Genomic DNA, 18536 nt, shown 5'->3' with positions numbered 1-18536 from the left:
GGGTGGAAGGCCGGGCGACACGCATTGAGGCGTGCAGGCGGCGGTGCTGCTGGCCGTACTTCCCGGCGCCGGGGCTGCGGCGGCGGGAGCCAGTGATGCGCCCGAAACGATTAGCCGTGGACGCTAGACAGCGTCCGAGGGTTCTGTCAAGCGCCGAGTTCCCCCGAGATCCGCTCGGCGGCGGCCCTGACCTGGCGGCCGAGCTCCTGATAACGCCAGGCAGGCAGGTCGCGTTTCAGCGAGGTGATGCTGATCGCGCCGACGCAGGCGCCGTTGTGGTCGCGCAGCGCGCTGCCGATACAGAAGATCCCGTCGGCGTCCTCCTCGTCGTCGACCGCGTAGCCGAGCTCCCTGACCGTCTTGAGGTGCGCGAGCAGCACCGGCAGGTCGGTGATCGTGTGTCCCGTCCGGTACGGCAGGCCGACCCGCCCGACCAGCGCCGTCACCTCCTCGTCGGCCATCTCGGCCAGCAGCGCCTTGCCCAGGCCGGTGCAGTGGGGCAGTTCGCGGGTGCCCATGCGCAGGTCGACCTGGATGCGCTCGCCGTTGCTGACCTGGTCGACGACGACCGCCTGGCCCTCGTCGGGCACCGCGAGCCGGGAGTTCATCCCGGTCTGCCGGGTCAGCTCGACCAGCGCGGGCCGGGCCACGTCACGCAGGCTCAGCTGGTCCTGGGCGCGGGAGCCGAGCCTGGCCAGCGCCATGCCGAGCCGGTAGCGGCGGTTCATGCCCTCGCCGTCGTCGGCCACCAGGCCGTACTGGCGCAGCGTGTACAGGGTCGCGAAGGCGGCGCTCTTGCTCAGCCCGCAGGCGGCGGCCAGGTCGGTCACGCTCACGCCGCCGTCGCTCTTGCTCAGGGCCTCCAGGACCTCGGCGGCGCGGGCCACGCTCCGCACCCAATATCGCGAATCCTCAGCAGGAGTGTTCGTCACAACCGAACAGCTTAGCGGAGTTCGTCGTTGACACCCAGGCCTTGGGCTGTTTATGGTCCTTCCAAGCTGTTCGGTTATGCCAAACAGTGTTCGGCAAATGCACATCAGCGGTGGATCGTCAGTGCTCGCCGCGGCCGGGCTGGGCCGCGACGTGCGCGCTTCGAGGAGAGATCTTGAATCAGCGTGTCCTTTCCGAGCGCGCCCGCCGGGTCATCCCCGGCGGCGTCAACAGCGGGCAGCGCAACGTCCCGGGACTCGGCGACCTCGTCATCGCCAAGGCCGGTGGCGCCCGCTTCCGCGACCGGGACGGCCGGGAGTACGTCGACTACCACGCGGCCTTCGGCCCGCCCCTGCTCGGTCACAACGACCCCGACGTCTCGGCGGCCGTCGCCGAGGCCGGCCGTACCGTCGACCTGTGCGGGGTGGGCGTCACCGAGGACGAGGTCGAGCTCGCCGAGGCGCTGACCGAGCTCGTCCCGAGCGTCGAGCAGGTGCTGCTGACCAGCACCGGCAGCGAGGCCACCTTCCACGCGCTGCGCGTGGCCAGGGCGGCCACCGGGCGGCGGCTCGTGGTCAAGTTCCAGGGCTGCTACCACGGCTGGCACGACGCGGTCAGCCTCAACGTCATCTCCGCCCCCGACCGCGTGGGCGGCAAGGACCCCATCTCCGCCGGAATCCTGCCCGAGGTGCTCGACGCGACGCTCGTGCTGCCGTTCAACTCCGCGGAGGCGGTACGGCAGGCCTTCGCCGAGCACGGCGCCGACATCGCCGCGGTGATCGTCGAGCCGGTGCCGCACAACGTCGGCTGCCTGCTGCCGGAGCAGGAGTTCCTGCGGACGTTGCGCGAGGAGTGCACCCGGGCCGGCAGCGTGCTGGTCTTCGACGAAGTGATCACCGGCTTCCGTCACCACCTCGGCGGCTGGCAGGCGATCAGCGGGATCACGCCCGACCTGACCACGATGGGCAAGGCCATCGCCAACGGCTACCCGGTGGGCGCGCTCGGCGGCCGCGCCGACCTCATGGACCTGTTCAGCTCCAGGCCCGGCGGGCCCGCCTTCTTCGCCGGCACCTACAACGGCCACCCCGCCGTGGTCGCCGCCGCACTGGCCACCCTGCGCAAGCTGCAGTCCGAGCCGGTGCACGAGCACGTCTTCCGGCTGGGCGAGCGCATCCGCACCGGCCTGTCCGAGGTCTTCTCCTCGCTGGGCGTCGCCTCGCTGGTGACCGGATACGGCTCGGTCTTCGTCGAGTACTTCATGGACGGACCCGCCCGCACCTACGACGACCTGCTGCGCAATGATGCCAGCATGTTCATCGGCTACCGGCGCCGGCTGCTCGAACACGGCATCTTCGAGCTGCCGCTGAACCTCAAGCGCAGCCACGTCTCCTACGCCCACACCGACGCCGACGTCGACCACCTGCTGGAGGCGGCCGCCCTGGCCGCCAGCGCCCAGCTCGCCACCGGCGCCGACCTCGACCTGAGCGGCGCCAGCACGATGGGCGGGGCCCGCTGATGCTGACCGTCGACAAGAGCCGCCCCACCGGACCGGCCGGGCGCATCAGCCGCGTGGAGACCCTCTCCCTCGGTACGGCGTGGCGCGACTTCTCCTATGTCCGCGTCCACACCGACGAGGGACTGTCCGGCGTCGGCGAGATCACCCACCCCTACCGGGGCCGCGAGACGTGCTCGCTGGCCGAGTCCATGGCCGAACGCCACCTGATCGGCGCCGACCCCTTCGACGTGGAGGAGATCTGGCTGCGCATGTACCAGGGCGACTTCCTGCGCGGCGGCGACGTGGGCGGGATCGTGGTCTCCGGGATCGACCAGGCGCTCTACGACATCATGGGCAAGGCGCTCGGCGTCCCCGCCTACCGGCTGACCGGCGGCGCCTGCCGCGAGCGCGTCCGGGTGTACGCCAACGGCTGGTACACCGGCGAGCGCGACCCCGAGACGTTCGCCGCCAAGGCCCGCGAGGTCGCCGCCCGTGGCTACACCGCGCTCAAGTTCGACCCGTTCGGGGCCGGGCTGGGGTCCCTGTCCAGGCAGGAACTGCGGCTGTCGGTGGAGATCGTGGCCGCCGTGCGCGCGGCCGTACCGGATGCCGACCTGTTCGTGGAGGGGCACGCGCGCTTCGCCATGCCCACCGCCCAGCGGCTGGTGCGGGAGCTGGAGCCGTTCGACCTGGGGTGGTTCGAGGAGCCGCTGCCCTGGACGCACATCGAGCGCTACGCCGAGCTGCGGCAGCGGGCCACGATGCCGATCTCGGGCGGGGAGCACTTCCACAACCGCTACGAGTACGCGCGGCTGTTCGCGACCGGCGCGGTGGACATCATCCAGCCCGACCTCTCGATGGCCGGCGGGTTCACCGAGGTCAGGAAGCTGGCGGCGCAGGCGGACGTGCACGCGATGCTGGTCGCGCCGCACAACTCCAACTCGCCGGTCTGCACCACGGTCAGCGTGCACGCGGTCCTCGGGATGCCGAACTTCCTGATCCTGGAGACGTTCGACGGCATGGTGGACCCGCATGTCCACGACGCGGTGCGGGGCGCGCTGCCCGTCGAGTCCGGATATATCGGCATTCCTGAGAGGCCGGGGCTCGGGATCGAACTGGCCGACGAGGTCTTCGCCGAGCACCCGCCGTCCCACCGCTTCTGGAACATGTTCGCCGAAGGCTGGGAAAAGCGTGATCGTTGACGTCCACTCGCACCTGTTCTCCTGCCCCGGCGACCTGGGCGACCCGTTCGCGGCCGAGTCGGCCAGGGCCCACGGGGGAGAGGTGGACCTGACCGTGCGCTGGGCCGGCTACGCGGCCACCGCGCCCGAGGACACGACGACCGTCGTCGTCGGCGGCAAGGCGCGCCGGTCGGGCCTGTGGGTGGACGACGCCGAGGTGGCCGCCTACGCCGCGGCCCACCCCGGCCGCCTCATCGGCTACCTCGCGCTCGACCCCACCCAGCCCGGCTGGCGCGACGAACTCGTCCACGGCCACCAGGACCTGGGGCTGCGCGGCATCAAACTCATGCCGATGTACGCCGGATTCGACCCGGCCGACCCGGAACTGGACGACCTCTACACCTACGCCGAGACCCACGGGCTGCCCCTGCTCGTGCACACCGGCACCACGTTCGTCTCGGCCGCGCCACTGCGGTACGCGCTGCCCGTCCACCTCGACGAGGTCGCGATCCGCCATCCCGGGCTGCGGATGGTCCTGGCTCACCTCGGCCATCCGTACGAGGGGGAGTGCATCGCGGTCATCCGCAAACACCGCCACGTCTACGCCGACGTCTCCGCCCTGCACTACCGGCCCTTCCAGCTCTGGCACAGCCTGCGGCTGGTCCAGGACTACGGTGTCTGGGACAAGCTGCTGTTCGGCAGCGACTACCCCTTCACCACGGTGAACGCCTCCGTGGACGGCCTGCGCGCGGTGGGCGCGGTACCCGGCATCCCCGGCCTTCCCCCACTGGACCGCGAGGAGATCGAGAAGCTCATCCACCGCCCGTCGCTCGACCTGCTGGGCCTGTCATGAGCGCCGAACTGGCAGTGGTGACCGGCGCCGCCCGCGGCCTGGGCCAGGCGATCGCCGACGACCTGCTCGCCGCCGGCCTCCGCGTGGTGTCTATCGACCTGCCCGGCACAGAACCTCCGCCGTCCTACGCCTTCGACCTCGCCCACACCGAGGCCATCGCGGCACTGGTCGACCGTGTCCGGCGCGAGCACGGCCCGATCGGCGTCCTCGTCAACAACGCGGGCATCGCCTCGCTGCGCCACTTCAACGAGATCACCGTGGCGGAGTGGCGCAGGGTCATGCGGGTCAACAGCGAGGCGCCCTTCTTCCTGGCGCAGCGGGTGGCCGAGCACATGATCGCCGACGGCGTCCGGGGCCGGATCGTCAACATCTCCTCCAAGAACGGCCTCATGGCCGAGGCCGGACTCGCCCACTACAACGCCTCCAAGGCCGCCCTGGAACTGACCACCAAATCGCTCGCCGCCGAGCTGGGCCCGCACGGCATCACCGTCAACGCGGTCGCCCCCGGCATGATCGCCACCCCCATCGACGGCGACTTCCCCCTCGACCGCGCCGCCTTCGAGCAGGCGTGGGAGGAGCGCATCCCCTTGCACGGCGGGTACGGCACGCCGCGGGACGTGGCAGGGGCGGTCCGCTACCTGGTCTCGGAACAGGCCCGCTACGTCACCGGCGCCACCCTCGTGGTGGACGGCGGCGTCCTGGCCGACCAGATGCCACGGCTCCGCTTCATGCCGCCCTACCGCAACTCGTTGTGAGGCGGCTCCGGGCCGAGGTCGTGGTACCGGGGACGGCCGAGCTGGGGGAGTGCCCGGTATGGGACCAGGACCGCGGCCTCCTGCTCTGGGTAGACCTCCCGGCCGGCCTGATCCACACCTTCACCCCCACCCCCTTCACCCCCACCCCCTTCACCCCCACCCCCTTCACCCCCACCCCCTTCACCCCCACCCCCTTCACCCCTCGCACCCCCACCCACGGCCGCCCGCCTCCAACCCCTCCCAGCACCTCCACCTCCCTCGACCCCACGAGCTCCACCCCCTCCGGTCGCACTCCCGCCACCCCTTCGCGCGCTTCCCCCGGCTCCATGGGTTCCGTCCCTCCCGGCTCGGCCCCTCTCCTCGGCCGCACAACCTCCCCTCTTCACGGCCCGCTCACCGAGCCCTTCGCCCCCGGTCTTCTCGAAGGCACTGGCCGGGGGACCTCGGGCACGGTGTTCCGAGCCGGGAACTCCGGTGACGATCCCCGGGGCGGAATGGTCACGGCGGTCGCCCTCCGGCGGGACGGGGGCTTGGTGGTGGCCCGCGGTGACCGGCTCACCCTGGAGCCCGGGGGAGTGCCGCTGGGGCGGTGGAATCTGCCGCACGACACCCGGTTCAACGACGGCGCCGTGGACCCGTGGGGACATTTCTGGATCGGCACCATGTGCACCGACCGCCCCGGCACGGCCGCCCTCTACCGGGTGGCTCCCGACGGCCGGACCACCACCGAGCTCACCGGCGTCACCTGCTCCAACGGCCTCGGCTGGTCCCCGGACCACCGCACCATGTACTACGTCGACACCCCTTCCCGCACCCTCGACGCCTTCGACGTCCACGACGGCCGCGTCACCGGCAGGCGCGTGGTGGCCCAGGTCCGGGGCGGGCTGCCCGACGGTCTGGCCGTCGACGAGGACGGCTGTGTGTGGGTGGCGGTCTGGGACGGCGCCGCCGTACACCGTTATACGCCTGAAGGGCGTCTCGACACGGTCGTCGAGACGCCCTGCGCCCGCCCGACGAGCTGCGCCTTCGGCGGCGGCACGCTCTACGTGACCACCGCCGCGCCCGACGGCGGGTCGTTGCTGGCCGTGACCGGTGCGGGCGGGGGAGTCCCGCCCACACCGTTCCCCGGGTGAGCCCTAGCGGGTCAGAGTGAACGGCACTGCCCCGTCACCGGCCCGCCCACGGTGCTGGGCAGGCCGTTGGCGGTCGGGGCCGGCTGGTTGCCCGTGCAGGTCAGCGGCCCCCGCACGGCCGAGGCGGCGATCAGCGGGCCCGTGTTGCCGGTCAGCGCCGCGGGTCCGCCGATGGTCACCGCCTCCAGCGACAGTGCCGCCACGCCGGTGGCCGACAGCGGGCCGCCGATCGACGTGCCGAGCAGCGCCACCGTCTCGGCGCCCGCCGCGCTGAGCGGGCCGCCGATCGTGGCCGAGTCCAGCGCGTACAGGCCGGCGCCCTTGCGGACGATCACCGGCCCCGTCACCTTCGCCCCGGCGGCCAGGCAGGTGACGCCGGAGCTCACGGTGAGCGGGCCGGGACGGGTGCCGGTGACGGTCTGGGTGCAGGCGGGATCGGGCTGGGCCAGGAGTTCCAGCTCGGCCAGTGTTCCCGTGGCGGTCAGGCGGTAGTGGGCGTAACGGCCCGGGTTGGCGATCTTGAAGGGGCGGGTCTGGCGGGACCAGGTGAACGGCTCGTTCTGCCGCCGGTCGGCGACCGTCCAGGTGGTGCCGTCCAGGGAGCCCTCCAGCGTCCACGACGACGGCCCGGTCTGCGCCGAGGTGAGCGTGTAGAAGGAGACCTTCTCCCTGGTGCCCGCGCGCAGCGTGACCGGGCCGGACAGTTGCGCGGTCGTGGCCGAGGTGTCGTCGGACAGCGCGGCCGGGCCGCCGCTCACGGGGATGTCGCGCAGCGGGCGCGGCGTCGCGCCGTCCGGGGTGATCGAGTTCAGCGGCTCTCCCCAGGACGACGGCTCCGGTCCCATCGCGAAGTCCAGTACGGCGCCGCGGGCCAGCACGTCGTGCGGCAGCGAGGTCGACGACCACGCCTTGCCGTTGACCTTGAGCCCTTGGACGTAGACGTTCTTCGCGCTGTTGGCCGGTGCGTTGATCACCAGGTCGCGGCCCGAGGGCAGGTGGACCGTGGCCTTGGTGAACAACGGCGAGCCGACCGTGTAGTGCGGGCTGCCGATCTGGAGCGGGTAGAAGCCGAGCGCGCCGAACAGGTACCAGGCCGACATCTCGCCGTTGTCCTCGTCACCGGCGTAGCCCTGGCCGATCTCGCTGCCGAGGTACAGGCGGGACAGGGCCTCGCGGACCTTCGCCTGCGTCTTCCACGGCTGCCCGGCGTAGTTGTACATGTAGGGAATGTGGTGGCTGGGCTGGTTGCTGTGGCCGTACTGGCCCATGCGCACGTCCCTGGCCTCGCGCATCTCGTGGATGACGCCGTTGTACGAGCCGGGGAAGGTGGCGGTCTCCGGGCTGGTGAAGAAGTCGTCGAGCTTCTTGGCCAGGGCCGGGCGGCCGCCGTACAGACCGGCGAGTCCCACGCCGTCCTGCGGCGCGTGGAAGGCCATGTTCCAGCCGTTGGTCTCGGTGTAGTCGAAGCCCCAGACGCGGGGATCGTAGGTGGCCTTGGTGTGGCGCCACTTGCCGGTGGAGTCGCGGCCCTGGAAGAAGCCCGTGGCGGGATCCCACATGTTCAGATAGTTGAGCGCCCGATTGCCGAAATATTCGGCTTCATCGAGATATTTCGTCTTCTCTGGGCCGGTGGCGGTCTTGGCCAGTTCCTTGGCCATCTCGGCGATGCCGAAGTCGTTGATGTAGCCGTCCACCGCCCACGACAGGCCCTCGCCGACCTCGTTGAGCGCCGTGTACCCGCGGAAGACCGACGTGGCCATGCCCTTGCGGCCCACCGAGGCGTTCGGCGGCACCGTGGTCGCGTTGCGCAGCGCCGCCGCGTAGGCGGCCTTGGCGTCGAACCCGCGCACGCCCTTGGTGTACGCGTCGGCGAAGGCCACGTCCGAGCTGGTGCTCACCATCAGGTCGGCGTAGCCGGGCGAGGACCAGCGCGCGATCCAGCCGCCGTCGCGATACTGCTGGACGAAGCCGTCCACCAGCTCACCGGCCTGCGGCGACAGCAGCGCGTACGCGGGCCAGGTGGTGCGGTAGGTGTCCCAGAACCCGTTGTTGACGTAGATCTTGCCGTCCACCACCTTCGCCCCGGTCCGCGTGGGCGTGTTCTGCCCGGCCGGGGGCGAGACCGGACTGGCGTACCTCGGCCCCTGCGGAGTGTTCTCGAAGCCCGAGTTCGGATACAGGAACAGCCGGTACAGGTTGGAGTACAGCGTGGTGAGCTGGTCCTGCGAGGCGCCCTCCACCTCGATCACGCCCAGCTTGTCCTCCCACGCCCGCTTGGCCCGCGCCTTCACCGGCTCGAACCCGTCCGCGACCTCGGCCAGGTTCAGCCTCGCCTGCTCCACGCTGATGAACGAGGTGGCGATGCGCATGGTCACCTGCTTGGCGCCGAAGGCGGTGTAGCCGGTGACGTTGTCGCGGCCCGCGCCGGTCAGCTTGCCACCGGCGGTGACGGGCTGGTCGAACACGGCGTACACGAACATTCTCGTCGCACCCGCGGACAGCCCGCTGCGCGCGTCCGTGAAGCCGGTCACCACGCCGTCGGCGCCGACGGTGAGCCCGCCGTCGTTGTTGTAGTTGTCGAAGATCAGGCTGCCGCCGTCACCCGGGAAGGTGAAGCGGAAGACCGCCGCGTGGTCCGCGGGCGCGATCTCCGTGCGGATCCCGTTCAGGAGATCCACCCCGTAGTAGTACGGCCGCGCCGTCTCCTTGTCATGCGAGAACGGCGTCGCCCTGGCCACCCGGTCCGCGTTCGGCCTGGCCAGCAGCGACGGCATCACCTGGAACGACTGCCGGTCGCCCATCCACGGGCTCGGCTGGTGCGAGGCGGCGAACGCCTGGATGGTCGGCACGTTGTCGGCGTTGCCGTTGCGGTGGTACTCGTACAGCCACGAGTTCGACCCCGACCCGGTCATCGGCGTCCAGAAGTTGAACCCGTGCGGCACCGCCGTGGCCGGGAAGTTGTTGCCCCGCGAGAAGCCGCCCGTCGAGTGCGTGCCCCGCGTGGTCAGCGCGTAGTCCGCCACGCTGCCCGGCTTCTTGTCGTCGGCCGGGGCGAGCGTGACGTCGTCCAGCCACCCCTTGAACGACAGCGGCCCCACCGGCGCGTCGAAGCCGACGAGGATGCGCTTGATCCGCTTGCCCTTGGCCACGTCCCCGACGCGTACCTTCTTGTGGTTCCACTGATCGGCGTACAGCGTCTTGGACGCCCCCTGCGCGCGCGGGCTCAGGGTGATCCCGTGATGGTCGGCCGCCTTGAGGTCGCTCAGATAGGTCCCGTCGCCGAAGGCCAGATCGACCGCCCCGAACGTGCTCGGATAGGCCATCGACGCCCCCGTGAACTCGGGGAAGATCTTGTAGGACAGCTCGGTGTCGGCCGCCACCTCGATGTCGGTCTCGAACACCTTGTTCGTGGCCCGTCCACCCTGCTCACGGGTGGTGCTGCCCGAGTACCGGAAGGCCTGCAGCCCCGTGTACCCGGCGCGCAGCTTGGCCGCGAACCCGCTGCCCGGCCCCGGCCCGATCACGCTGCGCATCGGCGAGGGCGGCTTCGGCGACGTGTCCCCGTCGGACAACTGCAGCTCGGCGAGCTGCACGATCCCGCCGGACCCGTTGCGGGTCACGTTCAGCCGATAGTGCAGGTACGGCGCCGCGTTCGCCACCTCGAACTCCCGCGTCTTCAGCCGTGCGTCGAACACCTCGCCCGCACGGGTGTCGACGGCCGTCCAGCTCCGCCCGTCCTGGGATCCCTCCAGAGCCCAGTCGCGCGGATCCCGCTCCGCCGCGTCGTTGGCGCTGGCCAGCGCGTAGCGGACGACCTTGATCGGCTTGGTCAGCCTGACCGAGACCCAGCCGGTCGAGGTGAACACGAGCCACTTGGTGTTGACGTCCCCGTCGAGGAGGTTCTCCTTGACCTCGCCCGCCTGGGAGTACTCGCCGCTGGCGGCCACCTCGGCGATCTCGTCGGTGATGTTGCCCGGAATCCCGCCCGTACTGCTCCCGGTGACTCCTTCGCCCGGCCTACCCTCCTCGGGCGTGTTGACCCAGTCGGGCGAGGGTTGTCCCGTCTCAAAGGAGGTGTGGAACAGCGCCCCTGGCGGCGCCGCGCCGACCCGGCTCCGGCCCGCCGCCCGCTGGGCCGCGGGTTGCTCCTCGATCGGGGCCGGATGGGTGGGGGCCGCGGACGGAGCGTCCGACGGCAGCGGTGACGGCGGTGGATCGGCCGCCGCCACCCCGGATAACCCCGCGAACACCGCCATGGCGACGGCCGTCACGACCGCCAGATGCGTTCTGCGCATACAAGCCTCCCTGACAACGTTGTCACCAGAAGAAACCCAAAAGACAACGTTGTCAATGGCCGATCCGCAGAACCATACCAGGTTTACTTTTGAACCCGGTATGGATTACCGTTCCTCTCATGGTCGGGGTGAGCAAAGAGAAGAAGGCCCAGCGGCGCAAGCACATCGGCGACACCGCCCTGCGCCTGTTCGCCGAACGAGGCTTCGAGGCCGTCACGGTCAACGAGATCGCGCAGGCGGCCGGCGTGGCCAAGGTGACGTTGTTCAACTACTTCCCGAACAAGGAGGGCCTGGTCCTCGACGACGTGGAAGAGGACATCGCCGGTGTCGTCTCCTGCCGCCGCCGTGGCCAGACCCCCCTGCGCGCCCTGCGCGAGCACTACCTGCTCTTCGCCGAGCACCTGGAGGCGGAGGCGGACATACCGGAGCTCATGACCAAGATGAAAGTGATCATCGCGAGCCCCACGCTGACCGCCGCCATGCAGGAGATCCAGTACGGCCAGCGCGCCGCCCTGGCCATGGTCCTGGGTGGCCGCGACACCTGCCATCTGCCCGCCGACGACCTCACCGCCGACCTGATGGCGGCCCAGATCACCGCGACGATCCTGCTGCTGCAGGAGGCCTTCTTCGATCGCCTGGCCGCGGGCATGAGCCTGCGCGAGGCGGGGGAGTCGCTGCGTCCCGACGTGGATCGGGCCTTCGACCTTCTGGAAAGGGGACATGGGACATGAAGAAAGGCATCAACTACGACACCGGCTTCCTGCCGGAGCCCGGCACGCGAGCGGTGTTCGACCGGGAGACGGCCCGCGCCGACATGCGGGTCATCGCCGGTGAGCTGCACTGCTCGACCGTACGCGTGTCGGGCAGAGACCCCCAGCGGCTGAGCGTCGCGGCGGAGGAGGCCGTGGCGGCCGGGCTGGAGGTCTACTTCGCGCCGTTCCCGGTGGATCTGTCCACGGCCGAGATGCTCGACCTCTACGCCGAGTGCGCCCGCCGCGCCCAGGCGCTCGACGGCCGGACGGTCATGGTGACCGGCTGCGAGACCAGCGCCTTCGGCCAGGGTTTCATGCCCGGCGACACCTACTCCGAGCGCCTGGAGGTGATGGCCGACGCGGACACCGCCTGGTGGGAGAGCCTCGGCCCGATCATCGATCGGCTCAACACCTTCCTGGCCGAGGCCGCCCAGACGGTGCGCAAGCACTTCGACGGCCCGGTCACCTATGCCAGCGCGCCGTGGGAGCCCATCGACTGGACGCCGTTCGACCTGGTGGGCGTCGACGCCTACCGCGCGGAGTACAACCTGGAGAGTTTCCCGCGGAGATCCGCGCCCACGCCCGCCACGGCAAGCCCGTCGTGGTGACCGAGTTCGGCACCTGCGCCTACCGGGGCGCCGGTCTGCTCGGCGGCATGGCCTGGCAGCCGCCGGCGGACGCCGTACCCGATGAGCAGGAGCAGGTCCGCTACCTCGAGGACCTGATGGACGTCTTCGAGCGGGAGGGCGTGGACACCGCGCTGTGGTTCACCTTCGCCGGCTACGCCCGCCAGGGCGTCGGCGACCTCGGCTCCTACGGCGTGGTCAGGATGCTCGACGACACCCGCTGGGAGCCGAAGGCGGTCTTCCACGCCATGGCTAGGCGCTACAGCTGAAGATCGCGGTGCCGGGCAGGTTGCGCCCGCGCAACGGGCTCCAGCCACCCCACACCCGCTCGTGCCCCGGCGGCCACTCGGGCTCGGTCAGCCCGTCGATCCGCAGTCCCGCCGCGGCCATGAGCCCGATCCAGTCGCCCAGCGTGCGATGGTGCTCGACGTAGGTGACCTCGCCGCGTTCGCCGGTCTCGGTGTACGGCGCACGGTCGAAATAGGACCGGTCGGAGGTCAGCCCCCGCGGCCCGGGATCATCGGGGAACGCCCACCGGATCGGGTGGCTCACCGAGAAGACGAACCGCCCGCCCGGTCGCAGCACCCGGCGCACCTCACGGAAGACGGCCGCCGGATCGGCCACGAACGGCAGCGCCCCGAACGCCGAGCAGACCAGATCGAACCGGGCGTCGAGGAACGGCAGTTCCTCGGCGTCCGCCTGGACGGCCGGAACCGTCACCCCGGTCTCCAGGTCGATGCGCTGGGAATGGCGCAACTGCCGGTGGGAGATGTCGAAGGCGGCCACCCGGGCGCCCTGCCCGGCCAGCCACCGCGCGCACTGCGCGGCCCCGCACCCGATCTCCAGGATCTCGCGCCCGCGCACCTCGCCCAGCAGCCGGGCCTCGGCCTCGTCGAGACCCTCCGGGCACCACACGAACCGCGCGTCGCCGAGGAAATGGCCGTGCTCGACCTGGTATTCGTCGGCGTTGCCGTCCCACCACCAGCGGTTGGCCCGCGACGACGGCGACGGCACTAGCGCATCTTGGGGCCGCGCGGGACCCGCGCGCCCTTGGGCATCGGGCCCTTGGGCAGCGGCATGTTCTTGGGCAGCGAGCGCAGCCGGTCCTTGACCTCGTTGACCGCGGGCTTCTTCAGGTTGCGCGGCAGCTTCATGATGTGCCGCTGCAGCTTGGCCAGCGGGATCTGGCCCTCGCCGTCACCGCACTGGAGGTCGTAGATCTCGATGCCGAGCGCCACGCGGGAGATGCGCTTCTTCTCCGCGGTGAGCATCTTGGCCACCCGGTTGCCCGGCCCTTCCGAGACCAGCACGACGCCGGGGAAGCCGACGACCATGTGGATCAGGTCCTGGTCGCGGTTGACCGAGATGGCCGGGGTGACCTGCCAGTTGCCGCGCATGCCCTGCAGGACCGCGGCGGCGGCGCCGGTCTGCCCGTGCAGGATGGAGTACTGCGCCCGCTGGGCGAGCTGGCCGAAGACCACCAGGCCGACGGTGAAGGCCAGCATGATACCGAGGATGATCGAATAGATCAGCTGGTCGATGACCAGGCCGATGACGACGGCCACGGCCAGGGTGGCGACCGCCGAGAGAAAGACGATCGGCAGCCCCTTGGGGTTGGCCTGCTTGATGATCTGCGCGATCATGCGGAGCTGCTTGATACGCCCCGGCTTCTCTTCTGCGGTTGCCATGCTTTGAAGGATACAAAGCCCAGCCCCCCGAGATGAAAACGTGACCACGGGAATGGGGCGCGCCGGGTCCGGGCGCGCCCCTCTTTTTCGGTCTCAGACGCTGATGTCCGCCGTCAGCCGCCGGTCGGCGACACTCGCGCCCACCTCGACCGTGTACGCGCCGGGCACGGTCGTCCAGCCGTCCCCGCCCCACACCTGGAACGTGCGCTCGGGCAGGAACACCGTGCTCACGACGCTCTCACCGGGGTCCGCCTCGACCACCGCGAACCCGGCCAGCCAGCGTGCCGGCCGCTCACCGGGCCCGGCCGGAGCCACGTACACCTGCACGACCTCCCGCCCGCGCCGCTCACCGGTGTTGGTGACGGAAACCGTGACCGATTCGGTGTTGGCGTCCACGGCGTCGTAGGTCCACGACGTGTACCCGAGGCCGTGCCCGAACCAGAAGGCCGGAGTACGCCCCGCCTTCTCCCAGCCCCGGTACCCGATGAAGGCCCCCTCGTCGTACGGCACCGCCCCGTCGCGCGGCGTGACGTCGACCACCGGGCTGTCCTCCAGTGACACCGGCCAGGTCGTGGGCAGCCGCCCGCCCGGCTCGGCGTCGCCGAACAACACGTCGGCCAGCGCGAGCCCGGCCTCCTGACCGGGGAACCAGGTCAGCAGGACGGCCGCCACGTCACCCGCCCACGGCATCTCGACGGGGGAGCCGGTGTTGACCACGACCACCGTGCGCGGGTTGGCCGCGGCCACGGCGGCGATCAGCTCGTCCTGGCGGCCGGGCAGCTTGAGGTCCTTGCGGTCGAAGCCCTCGCTCTCCACCTCCAGCGTGGTCGAGGCCACCACGACCGCGACGTCGCTCCCGGCGGCCAGCCGTACCGCCTCGGCCAGCAGCTCGTCCTCGCCGGCCGACGGGTTGGCGTGCCCGATCGCGAACATGATCAGCGTCATCCCGGCGAAGCTGGCCACCTCGTGCTGGCGCAGCGACAGCTCGACGGTCTGACCGGCCTCCAGCACGTGCGTGAAGCGCCGCTCGGGCGCGTGCAGCAGCGCGGCCCCCGGGTCGTCGCCCTCGAAGACGATCGCGTCGTCGAACACGGTCGTGCCGTCGATCGTGAAGGTGTAGCGGCCGACGCCCGTGACCGAGAACTGGTGCTCCCCGGCGACGTCCGCCGTGTACCCGGCGCGCAGTTCCACCGCGGCCAGCCGGTCGAGGTCCACCCCGGCGGGCGGCTGGCCCACCCAGCGCGCCTCGGCGATCGGCACCGCCGCCTCGGCCAGCAGCTCGCCTTCGCCGTCCAGGAAGAGCGCCGTGGCGGGGGCGTTGAGCGGCGAGAAGCGCAGCCGCGGGTCGGTGCCGAGCGCGTAGCGCACCTCGACGCCGTCGCGCTCACGCAGCCCGCGCAGCGGCGAGACGATCCGGTCGGGGAAGACCTGGGCGCTGCCGCCGCCCATGATCCGCGCCTCGTCGGCCGCCGACCCGATGAGCGCGAGCGTCCGCACGCCCGCGAACGGCAGCACCCCGCCCTCATTCCTGAGCAGCGTGAACGAGCGCGCGGCCACCTCGCGCGCGAGCGCCACCCCGTCGATCGAACCAGCCGATCCGCCGGTACGGCCCGCGCCCCCGCCGAGCGCGCCGGTGCGCTGGGCCAGCCGCAGGATGCGGCGGACCCGGTCGTCCACGGCCGACTCCGGCACCCGCCCCTCGCGGACCGCGGCCTCCAGCTTCTCGCCCCACGGCCCGTTCGGACCCGGCATGGCCACGTCGGTGCCGCCGAGCGCGGCCGCCTCGGTGGAGCGCACCGCCGTCCAGTCGGACACCACGTACCCGTCGAAGCCCCACTCGTCCTTCAGCACCCCGTTGACCAGCTCGGAGTGCTCGGTCATGGTCGTGCCGTTGACCGAGTTGTAGGCGCTCATGAGACCCCACGCGCCCGCCCGTACGACCCGCTCGAACGGCGCCAGGTACATCTCCCGCAGCACCTTGCCGGTCACCTTGACGTTGACGGTGAAGCGGTCGGTCTCGAAGTCGTTGGCCACGAAGTGCTTGGGCGTGGTGCCGACCCCGCCGTCCTGGACGCCTTCGACGTAGGCCGCGCCGACCTCGCCGGTGAGGAACGGGTCTTCGGAGAAGCACTCGAAGTGCCGTCCGCCCAGCGGCGTGCGGTGCAGGTTGATGGTGGGGGCCAGCAGCACGTGGACGCCCTTGCGCCGGGCTTCCTGGGCGAGCAGCCTGCCGACCTGCCTGACCAGGCCGACGTCCCACGTGGCGGCCAGCGCGGTGGGGCTGGGCAGGGCGATCGACGGGTCCACGGCGCTCCACTGCTCGCCGCGTACGCCGATCGGGCCGTCGCTCATCACGAGCCGGTCGAGCCCGATCTCGGGGATCGCGGGCAGCGACCACATGTCGGCGCCGGTGAGCAGGCGGATCTTGGTGCTGAGGTCCAGCTTGTTGATCAGTTCGTCGAAATCCACCCCGTCAGTGTTAACCAGAAAACCGACCGAGAGCTAGGTTTGTGACCTTTGCGTTATATAGAGGGCACGAAAAACCGCACCCCTCGACCAGGGATGCGGTTTCCCGTCAGCAGGATCAGGCGCTCTGCCGCGCCTCGATCGCCTGCTTGTAGAGCTTGCCCGCCCGGTACGACGAGCGGACCAGCGGACCGGACAGCACACCGGCGAAGCCGATCGCCTCGGCCTCGGCCTGCAGCTCCACGAACTCCTCCGGCTTCACCCAGCGCTCCACCGGGTGGTGGCGCGGCGTGGGCCGCAGGTACTGCGTGATCGTGAGCAGGTCGGTGCCCGCCTCGTGGAGGTCGCGCATCGCCTGCACGATCTCCTCGCGCTCCTCGCCCATGCCCAGGATCAGGTTGGACTTGGTCACCAGCCCCGCCTCGCGGGCCATCGTGATGACGCCGAGCGAACGCTCGTACCGGAAGGCCGGTCTGATCCGCTTGAAGATGCGCGGCACGGTCTCGACGTTGTGCGCGAACACCTCCGGCTTGCTGGAGAAGACCTCCTCCAGCTGCTCGCGGTCGCCGTTGAAGTCGGGCACCAGCAGCTCGACGCCGCAGCCGGGCAGCAGGGTGTGGATCTGGCGGGCGGTCTCGGCGTAGAGCCAGGCGCCGCCGTCGGGCAGGTCGTCACGGGCGACGCCGGTCACGGTCGCGTAGCGCAGGCCCATCTGCTGGACCGACTCGGCGACCCTGCGCGGCTCGTCCTTGTCGTACTCCTTGGGCTTGCCCGTGTCGATCTGGCAGAAGTCGCACCGGCGGGTGCACTGGTCGCCGCCGATGAGGAAGGTCGCCTCGCGATCCTCCCAGCACTCGTAGATATTGGGACAGCCCGCCTCTTCACAGACCGTGTGCAGGCCCTCCCGGCGCACGAGCGATTTGAGCTCGGTGTACTCGGGGCCCGTCTTCAGCTTGGTCTTGATCCACGGGGGCTTGCGCTCGATGGGGGTCTCGGCGTTGCGCACCTCCAAGCGGAGGAGCTTTCGGCCTTCAGGGGCAACGGTCACGGACCCAGCTTACGTCCCCGCGAGAACATCCCATGACCCGACCTGTATCACGAAATCAGCCCGAACCCGCGGATGGCCCGCGTGTAGTGCTTCAGTAACTCCTCGTCGATCAGCCCGGACTCCCGCGCCCCCAGCAACTCCGAGCCGGGCGCCGAGGTCAGCACGCCGTCGTCGGAGAGCCTGGCCCTGGTCAGCGCGTCCTGCCTGATCGCCGCGACACTCTCCCCGCGCAGCGCCGCCGCCTGCATCGGCGCGAGGTAGCGGCCGCTCGCCATGAGACCTTCCAGCTCGTCCAGCTCCTCCGCCGACGTCACCCTGGCCGTCAGCGCCCGCCTTTCCTCCCGGGTACGGCTGTCGCCCGCGCGTACCAGGCGGGTCAGCGCGTACTCGGCCAGCAGCACCGGGCCGCCGAGCACCCGCCCGAAGATCCGGCCGAGCAGTCCCGCCGCCTCGTAGGAGGCGCCCGGCGCGTGCATCACGCCCAGGGAGGCGCGGTCCATGACCACCCTGGCCTCCTCGCGCTGCTTGAGCGGCGCCGCGCCGACCAGGCCCATCCGCCACTCGGCCAGCGTGGACAGCGCCTCACCCACGACGAGCCCTTCACCGATCTTGCCCGCGGCATAGGCCCTGGCCAGCAGCGTCACCCGCTGCCTCGGCGTCAACGCCAGCCACAGCGGCAACCCGACGACGATCACCGGGGTACGCCGCAGGCCGATCCGCGCGTAGGTGGCGTCGACGCCCAGGTCCATGATGGCCACGGTGGCCGGCGGCTTGACGGCCAGCGCGCCGGCCACGCGGGTGGCGGCGCCGTACAACTCGGGGGCCGACGAACGCGCCAGTACCTCGGCGTCGGCGGGTAGCCGCCCCAGTCGCGGCCGCAACATGACCCCGACCGCCAGCAGAAGGGCCCCGGCGACCCAGGCGGGGACCTCGCCGGGATTGAAGGCGATGAGCGCGCCACCGGCCAGAACGAAGGCCAGGGTCAGCGCGTGGACGATCAGCGACAGCACGAGAGCTAAGAGGCGCTTCACAGGCCCGATCGTAGAAACGCGTTATCCGGAATCAACCGCAATTAGATGCCGATTCGATTACCAGCCCGACATTTCCCCACCCTGCCCCATCCCACCCACCACCCCAGCCCTCGCCCCACACCCTCCAGCCACCCCAACCCCACCCGGCAGCCGGCATTCTGCGTCCGGCCTCACGCCTGTGCGGTCTCACTCCTGCGCGGCGTCACACCTGCGCGGTCCCATGTCTGTGCGGCTCCACCGCTTTCCCGTCCCGCGGCCCGGGTTTGATCCACGCCACCCCTCG

15 protein-coding genes are annotated in these 18536 nt (G+C 70.9%); 8 read left to right on the top strand and 7 right to left on the bottom strand.

The annotated features are described in order from the left end of the window. Nucleotides 1–146: 146 nt before the first annotated feature. On the bottom strand, nt 147–887 hold the full coding sequence (locus tag ACFWYW_RS07765) for an IclR family transcriptional regulator (RefSeq protein WP_379611546.1): 741 nt from the start codon (nt 885–887) through the stop codon (nt 147–149). A gap of 218 nt (nt 888–1105) precedes the next feature. Here ACFWYW_RS07765 and ACFWYW_RS07760 point away from each other — a divergent pair, with 218 nt between their 5' ends. The 5 genes from ACFWYW_RS07760 to ACFWYW_RS07740 are packed head-to-tail and all read left to right on the top strand — an operon-like array spanning nt 1106 to nt 6347. Next, a complete protein-coding gene (locus ACFWYW_RS07760; protein ID WP_379611547.1) occupies nt 1106–2446 on the top strand; it encodes an aspartate aminotransferase family protein in 1341 nt (446 codons plus the stop codon). Beyond that, nucleotides 2446–3627 (top strand): mandelate racemase/muconate lactonizing enzyme family protein, encoded by a 1182-nt coding sequence (locus tag ACFWYW_RS07755; protein WP_379611549.1) that lies wholly within the window; start codon nt 2446–2448, stop codon nt 3625–3627. Before ACFWYW_RS07760 ends, ACFWYW_RS07755 begins: the two co-directional genes overlap by 1 nt. Continuing rightward, nucleotides 3617–4459: an amidohydrolase family protein gene (locus ACFWYW_RS07750; protein WP_379611550.1), complete on the top strand. Its 843-nt coding sequence runs from the start codon at nt 3617–3619 to the stop codon at nt 4457–4459. The genes ACFWYW_RS07755 and ACFWYW_RS07750 overlap by 11 nt, the downstream gene beginning before the upstream one ends. Next, complete coding sequence (locus tag ACFWYW_RS07745; RefSeq protein ID WP_379611551.1) at nt 4456–5214, top strand: SDR family NAD(P)-dependent oxidoreductase; 759 nt, start codon at nt 4456–4458, stop codon at nt 5212–5214. The genes ACFWYW_RS07750 and ACFWYW_RS07745 overlap by 4 nt, the downstream gene beginning before the upstream one ends. After that, a complete protein-coding gene (locus tag ACFWYW_RS07740; protein ID WP_379640930.1) occupies nt 5211–6347 on the top strand; it encodes an SMP-30/gluconolactonase/LRE family protein in 1137 nt (378 codons plus the stop codon). Before ACFWYW_RS07745 ends, ACFWYW_RS07740 begins: the two co-directional genes overlap by 4 nt. 11 nt (nt 6348–6358) lie before the next feature. Here the strand turns inward: ACFWYW_RS07740 and ACFWYW_RS07735 are convergent, their stop codons facing one another. Next, nucleotides 6359–10642: a GH92 family glycosyl hydrolase gene (locus ACFWYW_RS07735; RefSeq protein ID WP_379611553.1), complete on the bottom strand. Its 4284-nt coding sequence runs from the start codon at nt 10640–10642 to the stop codon at nt 6359–6361. Between the two features lie 119 nt (nt 10643–10761). Here ACFWYW_RS07735 and ACFWYW_RS07730 point away from each other — a divergent pair, with 119 nt between their 5' ends. Genes ACFWYW_RS07730 through ACFWYW_RS07720 form a run of 3 tightly spaced genes read left to right on the top strand, consistent with a single transcriptional unit; the run spans nt 10762 to nt 12289 of the window. Next, nucleotides 10762–11373 carry a TetR family transcriptional regulator gene (locus tag ACFWYW_RS07730; protein ID WP_379611554.1) on the top strand — a complete coding sequence of 204 codons (612 nt, stop codon included), beginning with the start codon at nt 10762–10764 and terminating at the stop codon, nt 11371–11373. Further along, complete coding sequence (locus ACFWYW_RS07725) at nt 11370–12002, top strand: hypothetical protein (protein ID WP_379611555.1); 633 nt, start codon at nt 11370–11372, stop codon at nt 12000–12002. Before ACFWYW_RS07730 ends, ACFWYW_RS07725 begins: the two co-directional genes overlap by 4 nt. Then, complete coding sequence (locus ACFWYW_RS07720; RefSeq protein ID WP_379611556.1) at nt 11999–12289, top strand: hypothetical protein; 291 nt, start codon at nt 11999–12001, stop codon at nt 12287–12289. Before ACFWYW_RS07725 ends, ACFWYW_RS07720 begins: the two co-directional genes overlap by 4 nt. On the opposite strand, the gene ACFWYW_RS07715 is transcribed toward ACFWYW_RS07720, so the two are convergent. The 5 genes from ACFWYW_RS07715 to ACFWYW_RS07695 form a co-directional block, all read right to left on the bottom strand. Then, nucleotides 12273–13034 carry a class I SAM-dependent methyltransferase gene (locus ACFWYW_RS07715; RefSeq protein ID WP_379611557.1) on the bottom strand — a complete coding sequence of 254 codons (762 nt, stop codon included), beginning with the start codon at nt 13032–13034 and terminating at the stop codon, nt 12273–12275. The genes ACFWYW_RS07720 and ACFWYW_RS07715 overlap by 17 nt on opposite strands. After that, nucleotides 13034–13708: a DUF4191 domain-containing protein gene (locus ACFWYW_RS07710; RefSeq protein ID WP_379611558.1), complete on the bottom strand. Its 675-nt coding sequence runs from the start codon at nt 13706–13708 to the stop codon at nt 13034–13036. Before ACFWYW_RS07710 ends, ACFWYW_RS07715 begins: the two co-directional genes overlap by 1 nt. A gap of 93 nt (nt 13709–13801) precedes the next feature. Then, the gene (locus tag ACFWYW_RS07705; RefSeq protein ID WP_379611559.1) at nt 13802–16177 is read right to left on the bottom strand and encodes a beta-glucosidase; all 2376 of its coding nucleotides are present in this window, start codon (nt 16175–16177) and stop codon (nt 13802–13804) included. Between the two features lie 115 nt (nt 16178–16292). After that, nucleotides 16293–17222: a lipoyl synthase gene (lipA, locus tag ACFWYW_RS07700; protein ID WP_379611560.1), complete on the bottom strand. Its 930-nt coding sequence runs from the start codon at nt 17220–17222 to the stop codon at nt 16293–16295. Between the two features lie 47 nt (nt 17223–17269). Continuing rightward, the gene (locus ACFWYW_RS07695) at nt 17270–18253 is read right to left on the bottom strand and encodes a hypothetical protein (protein WP_379611561.1); all 984 of its coding nucleotides are present in this window, start codon (nt 18251–18253) and stop codon (nt 17270–17272) included. Nucleotides 18254–18536: the final 283 nt, after the last annotated feature.

The sequence above is a fragment of the Nonomuraea sp. NPDC059023 genome, from assembly GCF_042740095.1.
Classification (GTDB): domain Bacteria; phylum Actinomycetota; class Actinomycetes; order Streptosporangiales; family Streptosporangiaceae; genus Nonomuraea.
This window is presented reverse-complemented; position numbering and strand designations above follow the sequence as displayed.